At 47.1% G+C, this 16,681-nt stretch carries 11 protein-coding genes; 5 read left to right on the top strand and 6 right to left on the bottom strand.

Annotated features, from left to right (window positions below; genetic code table 11):
* Positions 1-125 precede the first annotated feature (125 nt).
* Together xseA and M3085_RS11390 are read right to left on the bottom strand one after the other, a co-directional pair.
* Positions 126-1,445, bottom strand: a complete 1,320-nt coding sequence (gene xseA / locus M3085_RS11395; RefSeq protein ID WP_249053045.1) for an exodeoxyribonuclease VII large subunit — start codon at positions 1,443-1,445, stop codon at positions 126-128.
* A gap of 21 nt (positions 1,446-1,466) precedes the next feature.
* Positions 1,467-2,840, bottom strand: coding sequence for a S8 family peptidase (locus M3085_RS11390; RefSeq protein WP_249053044.1), 1,374 nt, complete (start codon positions 2,838-2,840; stop codon positions 1,467-1,469).
* A 176-nt stretch (positions 2,841-3,016) separates the two neighbouring features.
* Here M3085_RS11390 and M3085_RS11385 point away from each other — a divergent pair, with 176 nt between their 5' ends.
* The 3 genes from M3085_RS11385 (at position 3,017) to M3085_RS11375 (ending at position 6,799) form a co-directional block, all read left to right on the top strand.
* Entirely contained in the window at positions 3,017-3,646 is a 630-nt protein-coding gene (locus M3085_RS11385) for an AAA family ATPase (protein WP_178256898.1), read from the top strand.
* A 717-nt stretch (positions 3,647-4,363) separates the two neighbouring features.
* Complete coding sequence (locus M3085_RS11380) at positions 4,364-6,364, top strand: tetratricopeptide repeat protein (RefSeq protein ID WP_178256897.1); 2,001 nt, start codon at positions 4,364-4,366, stop codon at positions 6,362-6,364.
* Between the two features lie 15 nt (positions 6,365-6,379).
* On the top strand, positions 6,380-6,799 hold the full coding sequence (locus M3085_RS11375) for a DUF1893 domain-containing protein (protein WP_249053043.1): 420 nt from the start codon (positions 6,380-6,382) through the stop codon (positions 6,797-6,799).
* Positions 6,800-7,023: 224 nt separating this feature from the next.
* Here M3085_RS11375 and M3085_RS11370 read toward each other — a convergent pair whose 3' ends face one another.
* Positions 7,024-7,923, bottom strand: coding sequence for a diaminopimelate dehydrogenase (locus M3085_RS11370; RefSeq protein WP_249053042.1), 900 nt, complete (start codon positions 7,921-7,923; stop codon positions 7,024-7,026).
* A gap of 175 nt (positions 7,924-8,098) precedes the next feature.
* Here M3085_RS11370 and ruvA point away from each other — a divergent pair, with 175 nt between their 5' ends.
* Positions 8,099-8,695 carry a Holliday junction branch migration protein RuvA gene (gene ruvA / locus M3085_RS11365; protein WP_249053041.1) on the top strand — a complete coding sequence of 199 codons (597 nt, stop codon included), beginning with the start codon at positions 8,099-8,101 and terminating at the stop codon, positions 8,693-8,695.
* A 34-nt stretch (positions 8,696-8,729) separates the two neighbouring features.
* On the opposite strand, the gene aroB is transcribed toward ruvA, so the two are convergent.
* On the bottom strand, positions 8,730-9,791 hold the full coding sequence (gene aroB / locus M3085_RS11360; RefSeq protein WP_178256892.1) for a 3-dehydroquinate synthase: 1,062 nt from the start codon (positions 9,789-9,791) through the stop codon (positions 8,730-8,732).
* Positions 9,792-10,050: 259 nt separating this feature from the next.
* Here aroB and M3085_RS11355 point away from each other — a divergent pair, with 259 nt between their 5' ends.
* Positions 10,051-12,933, top strand: a complete 2,883-nt coding sequence (locus M3085_RS11355; RefSeq protein ID WP_249053040.1) for a TonB-dependent receptor — start codon at positions 10,051-10,053, stop codon at positions 12,931-12,933.
* Between the two features lie 118 nt (positions 12,934-13,051).
* On the opposite strand, the gene M3085_RS11350 is transcribed toward M3085_RS11355, so the two are convergent.
* Together M3085_RS11350 and M3085_RS11345 are read right to left on the bottom strand one after the other, a co-directional pair.
* Positions 13,052-14,974 (bottom strand): alkaline phosphatase, encoded by a 1,923-nt coding sequence (locus M3085_RS11350; RefSeq protein WP_249053039.1) that lies wholly within the window; start codon positions 14,972-14,974, stop codon positions 13,052-13,054.
* Between the two features lie 66 nt (positions 14,975-15,040).
* Positions 15,041-16,675: a RagB/SusD family nutrient uptake outer membrane protein gene (locus M3085_RS11345; RefSeq protein WP_249053038.1), complete on the bottom strand. Its 1,635-nt coding sequence runs from the start codon at positions 16,673-16,675 to the stop codon at positions 15,041-15,043.
* Positions 16,676-16,681 lie beyond the last annotated feature (6 nt).

Genomic DNA, 16,681 nt, shown 5'->3' with positions numbered 1-16,681 from the left:
AAACGCTACCGTTAGTGTTGTCCATCCCATGCGGATGCGTTACCTGATTCTACCCATAGAGTTGACCGGTTCTATGGGTAGCGTTTTTTCTGTCTCCGAAGAGAGCCGAATGGCGTTTACGATTCCTACTCTGCGTGCATGTCCGTACCCTGAACTTCGCTGCTGAACTGCCCTTTTGCCACACGGGTCACTACCCTGTCGCCGGGCTTTAAGAGGGAAGCATCTGTTACGGCTTTCCCGTCTTTCAGTGTGATGCTATACCCGCGCTTTAACAGCAAGTCGGGCGAAGCTGCCTCCACAGACTTTTCCAACAAATCCAACCGATGTTTTTCTTTCAACAAGCGTGCTTGCAAGGCTACCGACAGCCGCGATGACAGCTCCAAACGGTATTGTTCTCTTGCCAAACGAGACTGCCATGCCATTTCCATGCGCTTAGCCAACCGTTCGCACCGGAAATCTTCACGCTGAAGCCGCATCTGCACACGCGCCGGGATGCGGGTTATGCAGCGTTCCAGCCGCTCTTTCTCCCGGTTCAGGCGGGCAGGCACTTCCTGACGTATATAATAAGCATAGTTTTCGAGCTGTTCGGCGGTATGACGCAAGTGGTTTACCAGAAATTCGGCTGCGGCGGTAGGTGTCTTAACGCGGGTGTGCACAACGAGGTCTATTACCGTATCGTCTCGTTCGTGTCCGATACCGGTGATGATGGGCAGCGGAAACTGTGCACAACTGGCAGCAAGGTCGTAGGTATCGAATCCCGATAAGTCGGATGTGGCTCCTCCACCCCGGATGATAACCACCACGTCCCACTTTTCGCTTTCGGCATAAATACGGTCTAACGCCGCGATAACCGATGCTTCTACCCGCTCGCCCTGCATGATGGCGGGAAACAGACGCGGGTAAAAGGCAAAGCCGAACGCATTATTCTCCAACTGGTTACAGAAATCGCCGTAACCGGCTGCCGTAGCCGAGGATATGACAGCGATGCGCTGCGCAAGCACCGGCAGTTCCAGCTCCTTATTCAGGCTCAACACGCCTTCTTCTTGCAGGCGCAAAAGTATTTCGCGCCTCCGCCTTGCCATATCGCCCAACGTATAGGCGGGGTCAATGTCTACTATCGTCAGCGAATAGCCGTAAAGTTCGTGAAAGTCGACTGTAACTTTCACCAGCACCTTGATACCCGATACGAAGGCTTGCCCCGTTTCCTGCTCGAAATAAGGTTTCAGTTGGCTGAACACGTTGCTCCAGATAATTCCTCTCGCTTTGGCTATCAGCGAATTGCTTTTCGGGTCTTTTTGCACACACTCCAAGTAACAATGCCCCGAATAATTGGCACGTACGTCGCTCAGTTCTACCTGTACCCAATATTCATCGGGCAGGCAGGTACGTACGCTACGGCGCACCAACTGGTTCAGTTCGAAAAGTGACAGTACGTTTTTTTCCATATACCGGTTGATGTTTCAGGTTCAACGAGGTTTCATTTCCATCCCCAACCGATAGGCTTTCCACATATCGGGGACTCCGTAACCAAAGATATTATCCGGATAATCCGCCCTGTCGGACGCACGGCGCACCACATCAATAAGTTCTTTTACCGTAAGCCACGGGCAGGCTTGCCACAAACACGCCACTGCCCCGCAGCAAATCGGCGAAGCAAACGAAGTTCCGTTGGCAAACGATGTTCCTCCATCAGTACCAGTCACACTGGCATGAACTCCCATCGCCATCACATCGGGTTTGATTCTGCCGTCGGCGGTATTACCGATGGAAGAAAACGTAGCATTTACCCTCATCGAGTCTACAGCCCCCACCGTCAGTACGCCTTCGGCATCCGCCGGAGGCGTTATCTTTTTCCAAGTATCCATGCCCGAATTTCCCGCACTGCACACCACTAACATTCCTTTAGCGGCAGCCATCTCAGCCGAAACCGTCATCAGTGAAGTTTTTCCGTCGAGGTCTCGGTAACGGTAATCATAAGAAGGGTCGTCGAAAGAATAATATCCCAGCGAAGTATTCACCACATCCACCCCCACACTGTCGGCAAACTCTATCGAAGCCGCCCAGTTATCTTCTTCCACGGGCTGTTCTGTATCATTATCTTCCGAACGGAGCAACCAGTAAGCAGCTTCGGGCGCTGTTCCTACCATCACATGGGGTACGTTGGCAGCCATACACGACAAGACTTTCAGCCCGTGGCTATGCTCGGCGTAGATGTCCGACTGTGGATTCACAAAGTCGCGCGTGCCCTTCAAATCCAGTTTTTTAAACATCTTCATCGCATCCACATTATAAAAACCGGCATCAATCACGGCTATCAACATGCCTTCGCCCCGGAATCCTGCCGCATGTAAGCTGTCTGCGTGGAGCATCCGTATCTGACCGGCTCCCATACCGTAATAATCTTTTTGCTTTTTCCAAACGTTCTTTACCTCCTTTTTCCGGTCTGCATTCGACGGATAAACCGTGTCGGGAGACACCCAAACTCTTTTTACTGACTCCACAAAAGGATTCTTCTTAAAGGCTTCTGCCGTCAATTCATCAGATGTCTGGACAAGCACCGTATTGTTCCACTTGCTTGCCGACAAATATTTGCCGCCTTGCTCTACCAGCTTGCGGACGTACGATTCGCATACCGGCAAGTCGGTAGAATCGACCGCAATGCCCTGCTTCGCCCTACGCTCCAACGCACGGGCGGACAAAAACTCCTCCGGCTTATCCAGCGCATAAACGGTTTCTGCCTTATCCGTTAATTTCACACGATACTTATAACTCTTCTCTCCGGCATGAACATTCGACAGTACACATGCCAATAACAAACCTATCAGTGTAATCCTTTTCATCAATACATTATTTTATATCGGACAAATATAACGAAAGTTTTTCAGAAGAATACGCACGCCCACCTTACGCAATGCAGATTATTTACGAAGAAATATAAAATCCATGCCTCAATTCAATGGTTTCTCGAACAAAAAATATATATTTGCCTGTAACAATCAACTAAACCAACAGCACTATGAGCGAACACTATGTTATTAATTTAGGACGTCAGTTAGGAAGTGGCGGAAAAGAAATCGGTGAAAAGCTGGCTAAAGAATTAGGCATTGCCTTCTACGATAAAGAACTGATTAACCTTGCTTCGGAAGAAAGCGGACTCTGCCGCGAGTTTTTCGAAAAAGCCGATGAGAAAGCATCGCAAACAATTTTAGGAGGTTTGTTTGGTACACGCTTTCCGTTTATTACCGAAGGCGCATATCCCTATAACTCGTATTTAAGCAACGACTCACTGTTTAAAATCCAAAGTGATGTCATCCGCCACCTTGCCGAGAAACAATCCTGCCTTTTCGTAGGACGGTGTGCCGACTATATCCTGCGCGACCATCCGCGCTGCGCGAATGTCTTTGTATCGGCATCGCCTGAAGCACGCATCCAGCGCCTGATGAGCCTTCATAACATCGACGCTGAAGAAGCCGAAGAACTGATGGAGAAAGCAGACAAGAAACGTTCTTCTTACTATAATTATTATAGTTACAAGACGTGGGGAGCTGCTGCCACTTACCATCTTTGCATCGACTCTTCGGTACTGGGTATCGACGGAACAGTGGAGTTTATCAAGAAGTTCGTATCGCTGAAACTGAAATTATAGCCTTCGCAACGAATACAGACCTGTACAGGCATACTATTTTCATTAAAGCGCGGTGAAAAGCACGGAGAATCACACTCTGATTTCTACTTTTCACCGCGCTTTACTCATCAAAAAGTTATCGGTAATTTCAAACTTCTGCCTGTTTGTCAGTATCCGTCTGCCAAATCGCGTTTTAATGTAACAATATTGTCATACCATAGCCTTCCTATTTGATTTACATCAATAAAACAGGGGAAAAGAGAAGTTTTATGCTGTAAAACATATTTTCTATCTAAAAATGCACTATCTTTGCAGTGTAATCAAAAGAAAATAAGTCTAGACTCAACTAAACGAACACGAAGATTGTTTTAAGGAAATAAGATTAGTGAACACTGAAGGTCAGCCGTGAGGCTCACCCGATTTTAGGTAAAGTTTTTAGGTATTATTTTTATTAACTAAAAAGAAAGGATAACATTATGAAAAAGGTAAAGAACATTTTTCACAAGATTATGAACGCAGACCCGATGATTTGGGGATACGTAATGCTCAACGACAACATGGTGAGCAAGAAGTAAATGAGCTGACAGCCATTTATAAAGCGTCAGCTTTAGTAGAGAATCTGATAAATGCCGAGAGGCTTTCGTAAATAATAAATTAAAAACGAAAAGCGATCACCAACGTGGTCGCTTTTTTTATTGCCTTTTTGTATCTATCTTTGTAGAAAAAAGAGTGACAACGATGGCACACACCGTAATAGATACAGATAATCCCGAATTTCAGAATGCGCTGAAGCTGATACAGTATACTCATCAGTCGGTGTTCCTGACGGGAAAAGCCGGTACCGGCAAATCGACTTTTCTGAAATATGTGTGTCAAAACACAAAAAAGAAATATGTGGTACTTGCTCCTACGGGAATTGCTGCCATTAATGCCGGAGGAAGTACGCTACATAGCTTTTTCAAACTGCCTTTTCATCCGTTACTGCCGGACGACCCGAAGTTTCAAGGAAACAAATTGCATGATTTTCTGAAGTATTCGTCTGACCACCGCAAGCTGATACAGAACATCGAACTGGTGATTATCGACGAGATTTCAATGGTGAGAGCCGATATTATCGACTTTATAGATAAGGTATTACGGGTATATTCGCGGAATATGCGAGAGCCTTTCGGGGGGAAACAGCTCTTGTTGGTAGGCGACATCTTTCAGTTGGAACCGGTGGTGAAGAGCGACGAGAGGGAAATCATCAACCGTTTTTATCCGAATCCTTATTTCTTTTCGGCAAGGGTATTTCAGGAGATGGAACTGGTGGCTATCGAACTGACGAAAGTGTACCGACAGACAGACCAAGTATTTGTAAGCGTACTCGACCACATCCGTACCAATACTGCCGGGGCTGCCGACCTTCAGCTACTGAATACGCGCTATAATACGCCTATACGAAAAGACGAAAACGATTTATACATCACCCTCGCCACACGCCGCGACACGGTAGATTACATCAACGAACAAAAGTTGGCAGAGCTGCCGGGCGAACCCGTTACGCTTCAGGGCGAAATCAAAGGAGAATTTCCTCTAAACAGCCTTCCTACCCTCATGGAACTCGTGATAAAACCCGGCGCTCAGGTTATTTTTATCAAAAACGATGCGGACAAGCGGTGGGTAAACGGGACTATCGGTACGGTTTCAGGCATTTCAGACGATGGAAATATCTACATCATTACCGAAGACGGAAAGGAAATGGACGTTCACCGGGAGAGTTGGAGCAACGTGCGTTACCGTTACAATGAAACCGAGAAAAAGATTGAAGAAGAAGAGTTGGGCACGTTTACGCAGTACCCCATCCGTCTGGCGTGGGCTATTACCGTACACAAAAGTCAGGGACTGACCTTCAGCCGGGTGGTTATCGACTTCACGGGAGGGGTGTTTGCAGGCGGACAGGCGTATGTGGCGTTGAGCCGCTGTACTTCGCTCGACGGGATTCAGTTGAAACGCGAAATCACACGAGGGGATATTTTTGTGCGTCCCGAAATCGTGGCTTTCTCCAAGCGGTTCAACAACCAGCAGGCAGTAGACCGCGCCATGAAGCAGGCACAGGCAGATATTCAGTACGTAGCCGCTGCACAGGCATTCGACAAAGGGGACTTCGAAGAGTTTCTCAATCAGTTTTTTAAGGCTATCCACAGCCGGTACGACATTGAAAAGCCAATCATCCAACGACTTATCCGGCGAAAGTTAGGGGTTATCAACCAACTGAAAGCCGAAAACCGGCGGTTGAAAGAACGGATGCAGGAGCAACAGAAGAATCTGGAAAAATATGCACACGAGTATTACCTCATGGGCAACGAATGTATAACCAAAGCACACGACCCGCAGGCTGCCATCGCCAATTACAACAAGGCGATTGAACTTTATCCTACGTATGTCGATGCTTGGGTAAGAAAAGGGGTTACGCTGTTTGATGCCGACCGCATTGACGAAGCGGAAGCATGTTTGAATGAAGCGGTGAAGCTCCGCCCCAACGAGTTTAAGGCGGTATATAACCGGGGGAAGTTGCGCCTACACACGGGAGACACCGAGGGAGCTCTTGCCGACTTAGACAAGGCTACCAGCCTGAAGCCTCATCACGCGGGGGCGCACGAGTGTTTTGCCGATGCGCTCGACAGCGCCGGAAAAGAAACGGAAGCCGCCCTGCACTACCGGATAGCCGAGGAACTCCGGAAAAGGAAGAACAACTAAACCATCAATATCATTATGGAAGAGATAAAGAGAATCTTGCACGAGGGAAACTATTCATGCGTCATCAAAAACGCTTACGGCATACATACCTACACGCAAAGAGGAGTTGCCGACCTGTACGATTTATATACCCAAAAGCCTGAGTACCTGAAAGATGCTTCCATTTCCGACAAGGTTATCGGTAAAGGGGCTGCCGCACTGATGGTATTGGGAGGCATCACAAACGTATATGCCGACGTAATCAGTACGCCTGCACGCCGACTGCTGGAAGACGCAGGAGCAAAGGTAACGTGTGGCGAAGAAGTACCTTTCATCATCAACCGTGCCAAGAATGGAAGATGTCCGCTCGAAACTGCCTGCGGGGATTTGACTTCCGCCCAAGAGATGCTTCCCGTTATTATCAAATTCGTGACAGAAATGAGAAAAAAGGGTTAAAAAACGCAAGCCGTAGCGTTGCCCCTTTCTTCCCATAGAAACAATCAACACTACGGCTTGCGTTAACCGATGCATCAGGTAGAAATTTATCACGCAGCTTTCTGCATGAAAAAGCAACCCCCTATTCCGTTGGACATTCACAGGAGAACATTCGGTTCCGCCTGTCATTCAACAGAATAGGGGGTTAATAGTTCCCTTAAAAATCAGGGCTCGGAATTATCCGATTATACCAAGTGGGCAATGAGTTCTTCGCGGTCGCCTTCCAGCAAGTCGATTACCGGAATTTCAATCATCGTATAGCATCCCGGTTGTTGTCTCATTGAAGCACGGGCAACGCATACCAATACCTGAGCCGTAAGAGCCGGGTTGTTAATCTTCATATCAAACTCGAACAACTGGTTATGGGTTTTACCCGATACGCCTTTGCGAACCAAGTTCACACCGTGGCCTACATCGTTCAAATCGTCAACGCTCGGAACCTGAATTACATGCGTTTCATCGTTTACAAAGTAGGGGTCTGTCTTGATAGCAGCTTCTACAGTCTTAAAGTCGGCTCCCTCTTCCAGTTCTACGTACACCATACGGCGGTGAATGCCCGTACCCACGGGAATCGTCATTGAAAGAGCGTCTTTCACTCCGTTGATGGCACGCACGGCAACCGAGTGTCCCATGCTGCGTCCCGGACCAAAGTTAGTGTAAGTAATTCCCTTCGGAGCAATAGCCTGCAGCAACGCACGTACTACCGAGTCGCTTCCCGGGTCCCAGCCTGCCGAAATTACAGACACAGCGTTATGAGCCTTTGCGGTTTCGTCGAGCGAGCGGCGCAACTGCGTAATCTGCGTATGAATATCGAAACTGTCAACCGTATTGATGCCGAGCGCCAAGATTTCTTTAGCGTATGCCTCTACGCTACGGGTAGGAGTAGCAAGAATAGCCACGTCTACATCCTTTAATTCTTTGATATCTTTTACTACCGGATAGTCAGCCAGTTCAGCCGGCTTGTTTTCTGCACCGTGGCGACGAACAATTCCGGCTACTTCAAAATCGGGAGCAGCCTCAAGCGCTTCCAATGTAAACTTACCAATGTTTCCGTATCCTACTACGGCAGCTCTAATCTTCTTCATAATGATATTGAATGTTTAATGATTGATTCTTAAATTACGGTTGCAAAAATACGGAATTAGAATCATTCCAAACAACAACATTCGGGATGATTTGAAAATAAAAATCGTAAAACTTACGATTTATAACTTACTTATACCTATTTTTGTACATTAAATTATAATTTATTCGAAAAAGATGATTGAATATATCAAAGGAGAACTTACCGAAATAACGCCGGCTCTGGCGGTGATAGAATGTAACGGGGTAGGATACGGTGTGAATGTATCGCTGAACACTTACTCTGCCATACAGGGGAAAAAAAACGTAAAGTTATACATCTACGAGGCAATCAGGGAGGATGCGTACGTGTTATACGGCTTTGCCTCGAAGCAGGAGCGCGAATTGTTTCTGCTGCTCATCACCGTTTCGGGCATCGGAGGAAACACGGCGCGCATGATACTCTCGGCTCTTTCGCCGTCGGAGCTATGCAACGTTATCAGCAGCGGAAACGAGAAATTGCTTAAAACCGTAAAGGGTATCGGACTAAAAACCGCCCAACGCATCATTGTGGAGTTAAAAGATAAGATTGCGACCATCGGCGTTGATTCGGCAATGCCGGTAAGTACCGTTGTATCGTCTGTACAAACCGAAATATACGAAGAAGCTGTTTCGGCACTTACCATGCTGGGGTTTGCCCAAGCTCCTTCGCAGAAAGTGGTTGCCTCCATACTGAAGGAAGAACCGGATGCGGCGGTAGAGAAAGTTATCAAACTGGCACTGAAGCGACTGTAAACGCATGTGTCCGACACGCGAGACGGGGAGCGAATTATCCCATCGTCTCGCTATAAAAATCGAACAATTCGTAAATATCTTCCTGCGAAGCAGTCTGGTTGATGCGAATATCCCCCACTTCGCCCAGCAAAGTAAAGTTTATCACACCCGATGATACATTCTTTTTATCATGCTTCATAAACTCGTAGAAGGTATCGTAATCTTTACACGTAAAGGGCAGCCTTCCGTAGTTGTCTTTGATAAACTGAATGGTCTGACGTAACTTATCAGACGGGAAACCTACCTGTATGTGAGAAAGATACAGTTCGCATACCATTCCCCACGCCACGGCATACCCATGCAGCACGGGATGTTCGGTTTTCAGAGCGAAACTCTCAAAGGCATGTCCCACCGTATGACCGAAGTTCAACGCCTTCCGGATGCCTTTTTCAAAGGGGTCTTGAGCTACCACGTCTTCTTTTACCTGTACCGAACGTGCCACCAACTGCTGCAATACACCGTAATCCACCCGTTCCATATCGAAAGCCAACAGTTCACTCCAATGGGCTACGTTGCTGATAAGTCCGTGTTTCAGCATCTCGGCATAGCCCGACAACAGGTTCTCGCGGTCGAGAGTCCGCAAGAATTCACAGTCGATAAGCACTTGGTCGGCAGGTGCAAACGCCCCTATTTCGTTCTTCAGTCCGTTAAAGTTAATTCCTGTTTTTCCTCCTACGGCTGCATCCACCATCGAAAGCAACGTAGTCGGTATATTAATGTAAGAGATACCTCGCTTGAATGTGGCTGCTGCAAATCCTCCCAAGTCAGTCACCATACCGCCCCCCAAATTAATCAGCAACGAATGGCGCGTGGCTCCTTTCTCGCTCAACTGGCTCCACACGTATGCCAGAGTCTCTAAGTTTTTATGCACATCCTCAACGCCGATACAGATAGAAACGGCATCTTTCAGACAACTTATATGCTCGATGACCGGATAACAAAACCGAAAAGTATGTTCATCGGTAAGTAAAAACAGCTTGTCGTAGGCATGAGACGCAACGGCTGTCTCCAAATCTTTTTCAAAATTCCGGCAAATAATCACTTCTTGTTTACTCATAAATGTATAGTTTTCGGCTACAAATTTAGAAAAAAGATACATAAAAGTAGAGAACAGTTTACAAATAAATACTTACTCGCTTAAGTTGGATTAATCCACAAGAAAGCTCACCGACGTAAGAAACCGATTCGAAATTCACTCAAAAAAAGCATAACATTAAAAAAAATGAAAGAAAAATCACAAAAATCAATTCATGAGATTAAACCTTTAAACCCGTAAGGTGTCAAAAGAACAATCAATCTTAATCATAGGAATTAGAATGAAAACATGGGTTTTGGGGATACTGCTGATGGCTATTTCTGCAATTTCCGCTTTTGCACAAAGCGGCAGCGGTAGAGCTACCGTTACAGGAACGGTGCTCGACGGGGGCGACAAATCGCCCGTCATGCAAGCGACAGTACAAATTCTGTCATTAAAAGACAGTACGATGGTAAAAGGAAATGTAAGCGACCTTGATGGAAACTTTGCCTTATCCGTACGTCCGGGAAAATATTTACTGAAAATATCGTATATCGGTTATACTACATTTTTCCGGCAAATCGAAATGACTCGAAACAAGCCCCGTCTGAACGTGGGTAATATTGAATTGCAGGCTGATGCCATCATGTTGGGAGAAGCCGTGGTTGTAGCGCAAGCCCCCGAAGTGACAGCGGCAGAAGACACATTAGTATATAATAGCTCAGCCTATCGTGTGCCCGAAGGCTCGGCTTTAGAGGAGTTGGTGAAAAAACTTCCGGGCGCAGAAGTGGATGAAAATGGTAAAATAACCATCAACGGAAAGGAAATCAAAAAAATCATGATAGACGGCAAGGAGTTTTTTGCTGACGATCCGAATATCGCCATGAAGAACCTGCCGGTGAATATCATCGACAAAGTGCGTGCGTATGACAAACAATCTGACTTGGCACGTGCCACAGGTATTGATGATGGCGAAGAAGAAACCGTTCTCGATTTAAGTGTAAAGCCGGGAATGAACAAAGGATGGTTCGGCAATGCTGACTTGGCAGCCGGAACAGAAGACCGTTACAGCGGGAAAATCATGCTTAACCGCTTCTGGGGAGACAACCAGTTTACCGTAATCGGCTCAATGAACAACGTGAACGACCAAGGATATCCCGGCGGTGGAGGCGGATTCAGGTGGGGAGGACAAAACGGACTGACCGCCATAAAAATGGGAGGATTTAACTTCAGCACTACTTCCGAAAAATTAGAAACAGGCGGTAGCGTTAATTTCAATTATAAAGATGCGGACATTATCAGCAAACAGGCATCGGAAACGTTCGTTTCTTCAGACAACAGTTCTTTCCAAAATGCATTGATTGCACAGCGGAACAAAAACACGGCGCTTACGGCTGATTTCCGCATCGAATGGCGTCCTGACACAATGACAATGTTACTCGTACGGCCGAGGTTAAGCTACGGAGATACAGACAATACAGAAAGCTCCAATTCGGGAACATTTAATGCAGAACCTCAGAATACGACAGACGAGTTAATTGCTGCCATACAGGAAGGAAACCTGACCGACTTAATGGCAGAAGAAAACATAGTCAACACCATTATACGTAACAGCCTCAGCAAGTCGAGCGATTTCAATGTGGGCGGTTCGGTGATGTTCAACCGTCGTTTGGGCAAAGCGGGGCGTAACATCAACTTCCGCGGTACGTATAATTACACCAACAGCAGCAGCGAACAATTTTCTACGTCAGAAACCGAATACTTCCAGATGACCGACGAAGAGCGGTTGGAGATTCTGAACCGCTACATCTCCACTCCTACGCTGAACAATAATTTCAGTGCGCGTGTATCGTATAGCGAACCTATCTTTAAAGGAGGATTTTTACAGTTCAGCTATAATTTCCAATACCGATACTCTACCACCGACAACTCTACGTATACCATGCCCAATGACTGGACAATAGATAACGGCTACGGAGGAGAATATACGGGCGTGCTGGACAAGGAAAACAGCAAGAGCGCACACTATACATACTATAACCATCAGGCAGAATTAGCCTTACGGTGGATTCGTGAAAAAATGCGCTTGAACGTGGGAGTATCGTTCCAGCCCCAAAAAACAGAACTGTCATACAAGAAAGGGGATTTAGATACGGTAACCGTACGCAATGTGTTCAACTTTACGCCGACACTCGATTTCCGTTATAAGTTTAACAAGACAAGCCAGCTCCGCATCAACTACCGCGGACGCAGCTCGCAACCGAGCATGACCGACTTGCTCCCTGTTGAAGATACAACCGACCCGTTGAATATCCGTCGGGGAAATCCGGGGTTGAAGCCTTCGTTCACCAACTCGTTCCGGGCATTCTACAACACGTTTAATACGGAAACCCAACGAGGCATGGTGACTCACGTCAGCTTCAGCAATACGATGAACAGCGTAAGTAGCCGGCGTGTATACAATGAAACAACCGGTGGATATATTACTACGCCGGAAAACATCAACGGAAACTGGAATCTGTTCAGCATGTTGGGCAGCAACACCGCATTGCGGAACAAGAAATATACCATTAATACGTTTACTACGGCAAGTTACAACAACATCGTGAGCTACATCAGCGACAATACCGAAACGACCAACGACGACCGCAACAAGACCCGCCAGTTACGACTGGGCGAACGCTTGCGCGGAACGTATCGTACAGACTGGTGGGAAGTATCGCTAAACGGTTCGTTAAATTATACCCACTCACGAAACAACTATCAGGAACAAAACAACATGGATACTTACGACTTTTCTTACGGGGCGAGCACCAACATACGCTTGCCGTGGAATATGTCGATTGCCACCGACCTTTCTCAGAACTCACGTCGCGGATATTCTGACAACAGCATGAACCGCGACGAGCTGATTTGGAACGCACAGATTTCTCAAGATTTCCTGAAAGGCAATGCCGCTACGGTAAGTATTCAGTTCTACGACATCCTGCGCAACCAGAGCAATGTAAGTCGAGCTATTACGGCAGCCATGCGAAGCGATACGGAATATAATGCCATTTACAGTTACTGCATGGTACACTTCATTTACCGTCTGAATCTCTTCGGAGGCAAAAACGGAGGACCGTCGATGGGAGGGCCGCACGGCAGAGGTCCGGGATTCGGACCGCGTCCGCACCGCTTCTAAAAGCCTTTTTACCCTGATTATACAGCAAACGCAACCCATACCAACGAGCTGAAAAACGGTATGGGTTGCGTTTGTTTGTTTATTGGGAAGAAACAAAAATTCTACCGCATAAGATGAGTCACTCTATGGGTAGCGTTTTTATACGCCGCGGGATGTCGTAATTATAATATTTCCCACCGAATTTATCTGCTTGCGGACCGTATGAAAACACGGGAAGCATGATAGGCGTATGGTCATCGGTAACGTAACAGGCAGTCATACGTCCGGTCTGGTTATCTCCGTCTATCAGCGTCAAACCTCCGGTTTCATGGTCTCCCGTTACAATAACCAGCGTCTTGCCGTCACGGTCGGCAAACTTCAATGCCTCTGCCACGGCGCGGTCAAATCCCAACGTCTCCACTACCGAAGCCGGGAAACAGTTCGAATGTCCGGCATAATCAACCTTCGCCCCTTCTACCATCAAAAAGAATCCCTTCGGGTTTCTACCATTCAACAACTCGATGCTGCGCCGGGTAGCGTTTGCCAGCAAATCGAAATTATCCGTATCGGTAGCCTTCGCCATTTCCTCGTCTATGCAGACAACCTTAGCCGTATCAGCATCTATTTCGTCTGCCTGCGTTACAAAACGGTATCCCCTCTGCTTCAGTTCATTCCGCAAATCCAAACCGTCTTTGCGCCGGACGAAACACTCCATACCGCTTCCTGCCAGCACTGACAACTTTCCGTTGAGTAACTCGCGCGTCAAGTCTTCCGCATTATCACGCTCTACGTTATGACCGTAAAAGGCTGCGGGAGTTGCGTCTGCCACATTCCCCAACGTTACTACTCCACAGTCTTTCCCGGCTTCCTTAAAGAAATCGGTCAGTTGCGGATAAGGTTTACCGTCGTCGCTCATTGCAATGTGGCGGTTTGAATTCTGCTCGCCTGTTGCCAATGCGCTGCCGGCTCCTGCCGAATCGGTGGTAAACGCATCGCGTGAAGAAGTTGTAATCAATCCCAAATGTTTTAACAATAACATGTTCAACCCGTTATTCACCCGGTCGGCAGCAGTTATCTGCGCCAGTCCCATCCCGTCGCCTATCAGCAGAATTACATTTTTCACCGGCAAATCGGCGCCATCGTTAAGGTAAGAAGGAGTGTACAGCGGAATACGCTCGGCGAGTTGCAGCTTGTCATTACGGAAACCGGCAAAATCGTGAGTTGTCTTGTCTAATCGGTCGGTGCGCGTCACTCCGGTCGCAGAGGCTGAAGCATCCCCGCCAATCACATACGTCTTATTATGCCAGTTTGAAAAGAAATCGGCACAACGCTCCACGCGGTCGGTATTTATGTAATCAATACCCATCGACTGAAACAAGTTCCACGCCGTAATGCCATCGGGAGCTCCCCAGAAACGTATAGGCTTTCCTGCTGCATGGGCACGGCTGACAGCCTCTGCTATCCGAACCCTTTCGGAAGCCACAGGCAACCCTTTCCCATTCCATTTCGACAGGCTTTGGAAGTCTACACTAAACAAAGCCACCCGTTCCAACTGTCGGGCGGTATAGTTTTGATTTAAATCGCCGTCAAAACAGATGTACTCCGGATAACGAGCAAATTCATCCGGAGCGGGCACACGTCCGGTAATCGTTACGCGCACCGCATTCGGATTAACCGAAGGATTGAATACAGACGGATGCTCCTCAAACAGACGTGTCAGTGCATCCATAAAAGCAGACGTGTTATCGGATTTTATTTCGATAAGCAGTTGCAGCGGACGTGCCTCATCTGCCCAAGCCTGCCCGTTGTTCTGCTTATACAGCGAAAGTATCGGCTGAAGATAAAGCTGTTCAAACGTGCGGCCGTCAGCGATGTCTTTTTCATCGTGACACACATAAAACTGTCCGTCGCGGTAAAACATATCCACTTCGATGGAATATATCTTTTGGGCGTACGCCTGATAAAACGGAACGGTGCGCGTATAATCGTTATGCGAATGTATCTTAACGGGATATTGCGCATTGGCAGACTGCAAACAGCAGCCTGCCAATAAAACTCCCATTACAGCAAAATGTTGTAAATTGGTAATACTCATACGTAAGTAACTAAACTATCAAACAACTTATCTTTAATATCCTTCGTTTTGTTTCAACAACCCGTTCGATTTGGTTACCTGTTCAGGAGAATAAGGGAATACCATCATATAATCCTGATAGGGTTCTTTATTAGGATAATCGGCATAGTAACCTATCGTAAACGCAGAAGTGGGGCTGGTACGGTCTTCGTAATTACGTACTCTCGGACGCGAATTGAGTTCTTTTTCAGCCAATGCCTTGATTTCGGAATTGGAAGAGCGGTGCCAACGTTTCAAATCGAACAAATGGTCGGTAAACTCAAAAGCCAACTCGCAACGACGTTCGTGATACAAATCGGTCATGGTAGGCGTATGGTCTAATAACGTCAGGTTTGAACGCTCACGGATGCGGTTCAAATCCGATAAAGCCAATTCCGGCTGGTTGGTCATAATGTAAGCCTCTGCACGGAACAAGAGCATTTCGGCAAAACGAATCAACGGAAAGTTCACACGCGCCGTAGGCCAGTCGCCGTTCGGGTTTACATAACCGTCTGCTATGGCATTGGCGTATTTAAACGGGTCCATGTATTTGTTTACCTGAAAACCGGCTTCCAAATCAGAAGAAGAAGCAAAACGCATGGTTTCTCCGAAGAACTGAAACTCTTGGTTATACTCTAAGATAGAGCGAACCAAGCGGTCGTTTCCCGCACCGTCTTTCGCCATTTCTTCGTAGATATCGAGCGTGGGCTTGATTTGTCCCCAACCGTTATATACGCCCCATCCTTTATTTTCCAATACTACACCGGGGAAATCCGAACCTCCTCCGTTCACTCCGCCTGTCGACGGAATAGACCAAATGTATTCAGCATTCCAATAATCGGCAAAATCAGAAGAGAATAACTCATCGAAAGTCTGAGCCAAATCACGCCCGTATTCGGTTTCCAACAATCCGACCATCGTAATGACATTGTTCCACTGCGATTCGTCCCATGTAGCCCAATACGCATAAACCTTTGCTTTATAAGCCACGGCTGCTGCCTGATGAGCTCTTCCCCGTTCATCTTCAGTATATTCCTCAAATTTAGGCAAGTATTCGATGGCGCTATCCATGTCTTCTATAATCAGCCGGTAATTATCCATCACCGTGGGCTGTTGCGGAGGTATTGAGCTATCATACTCTCCTTCAAAATCCTCGTAACGCACAAAGGGTACCCCCTGCTTGTCGGTTCCGTAACGGTATGCCACCAAGAAATGAGTCATCCCGCGCATAAAATAAGCCTCTCCCAAGCTGCGCTTTTCCACATCGCTGAGTTCCGTTCGGGTTTCTTTGTCGAGCAACTGCTTAATAATCCAGTTGGCACGCGACATTACTTGATAGAAAGTATCGAATGAATTTCGCAAAGGTTCCTCATCGCCGGTATACGACAGCGTAGCAAGCGAATTAAAATTACGGGTACGTCCCCACACGATATCGCAGGCAGCCCCCTGCTCCCAAAACAGGTCGCGCCCGAATACGGTTTCTTTATGGAGTGGTTTATACAGCCCGTCAATCGCATCGATAGCCTGCTGGTCGTTCGTGAAATAAGCATTTGTAATGGCACTTCCTTCGGGTTGTACGTCCAAGAAATCACTGCATGAACCGAAAAGCAACGCCGATACAGCCAAAACCGATAAATATAGTTTTTTCATGATTTG

The sequence above is a fragment of the Bacteroides caecicola genome, from assembly GCF_023337095.1.
In the GTDB taxonomy this organism is placed as follows: domain Bacteria; phylum Bacteroidota; class Bacteroidia; order Bacteroidales; family Bacteroidaceae; genus Phocaeicola; species Phocaeicola gallinarum.
Note: the sequence above shows the minus strand (reverse complement) of the source record. Positions and strands in the feature narration are given on the sequence as shown.

Coding starts and splice junctions, on each gene's coding strand:
- M3085_RS11350 (WP_249053039.1), bottom strand. CDS start 14,974: ATGGGAGTTTTATTGGCAGGCTGCTGTTTGCAGTCTGCCAATGCGCAA.
- M3085_RS11375 (WP_249053043.1), top strand. CDS start 6,380: ATGGAAGAGATAAAGAGAATCTTGCACGAGGGAAACTATTCATGCGTC.
- M3085_RS11390 (WP_249053044.1), bottom strand. CDS start 2,840: ATGAAAAGGATTACACTGATAGGTTTGTTATTGGCATGTGTACTGTCG.
- M3085_RS11370 (WP_249053042.1), bottom strand. CDS start 7,923: ATGAAGAAGATTAGAGCTGCCGTAGTAGGATACGGAAACATTGGTAAG.
- M3085_RS11380 (WP_178256897.1), top strand. CDS start 4,364: ATGGCACACACCGTAATAGATACAGATAATCCCGAATTTCAGAATGCG.
- aroB (WP_178256892.1), bottom strand. CDS start 9,791: ATGAGTAAACAAGAAGTGATTATTTGCCGGAATTTTGAAAAAGATTTG.
- ruvA (WP_249053041.1), top strand. CDS start 8,099: ATGATTGAATATATCAAAGGAGAACTTACCGAAATAACGCCGGCTCTG.
- M3085_RS11345 (WP_249053038.1), bottom strand. CDS start 16,675: ATGAAAAAACTATATTTATCGGTTTTGGCTGTATCGGCGTTGCTTTTC.
- xseA (WP_249053045.1), bottom strand. CDS start 1,445: ATGGAAAAAAACGTACTGTCACTTTTCGAACTGAACCAGTTGGTGCGC.
- M3085_RS11385 (WP_178256898.1), top strand. CDS start 3,017: ATGAGCGAACACTATGTTATTAATTTAGGACGTCAGTTAGGAAGTGGC.
- M3085_RS11355 (WP_249053040.1), top strand. CDS start 10,051: ATGAAAACATGGGTTTTGGGGATACTGCTGATGGCTATTTCTGCAATT.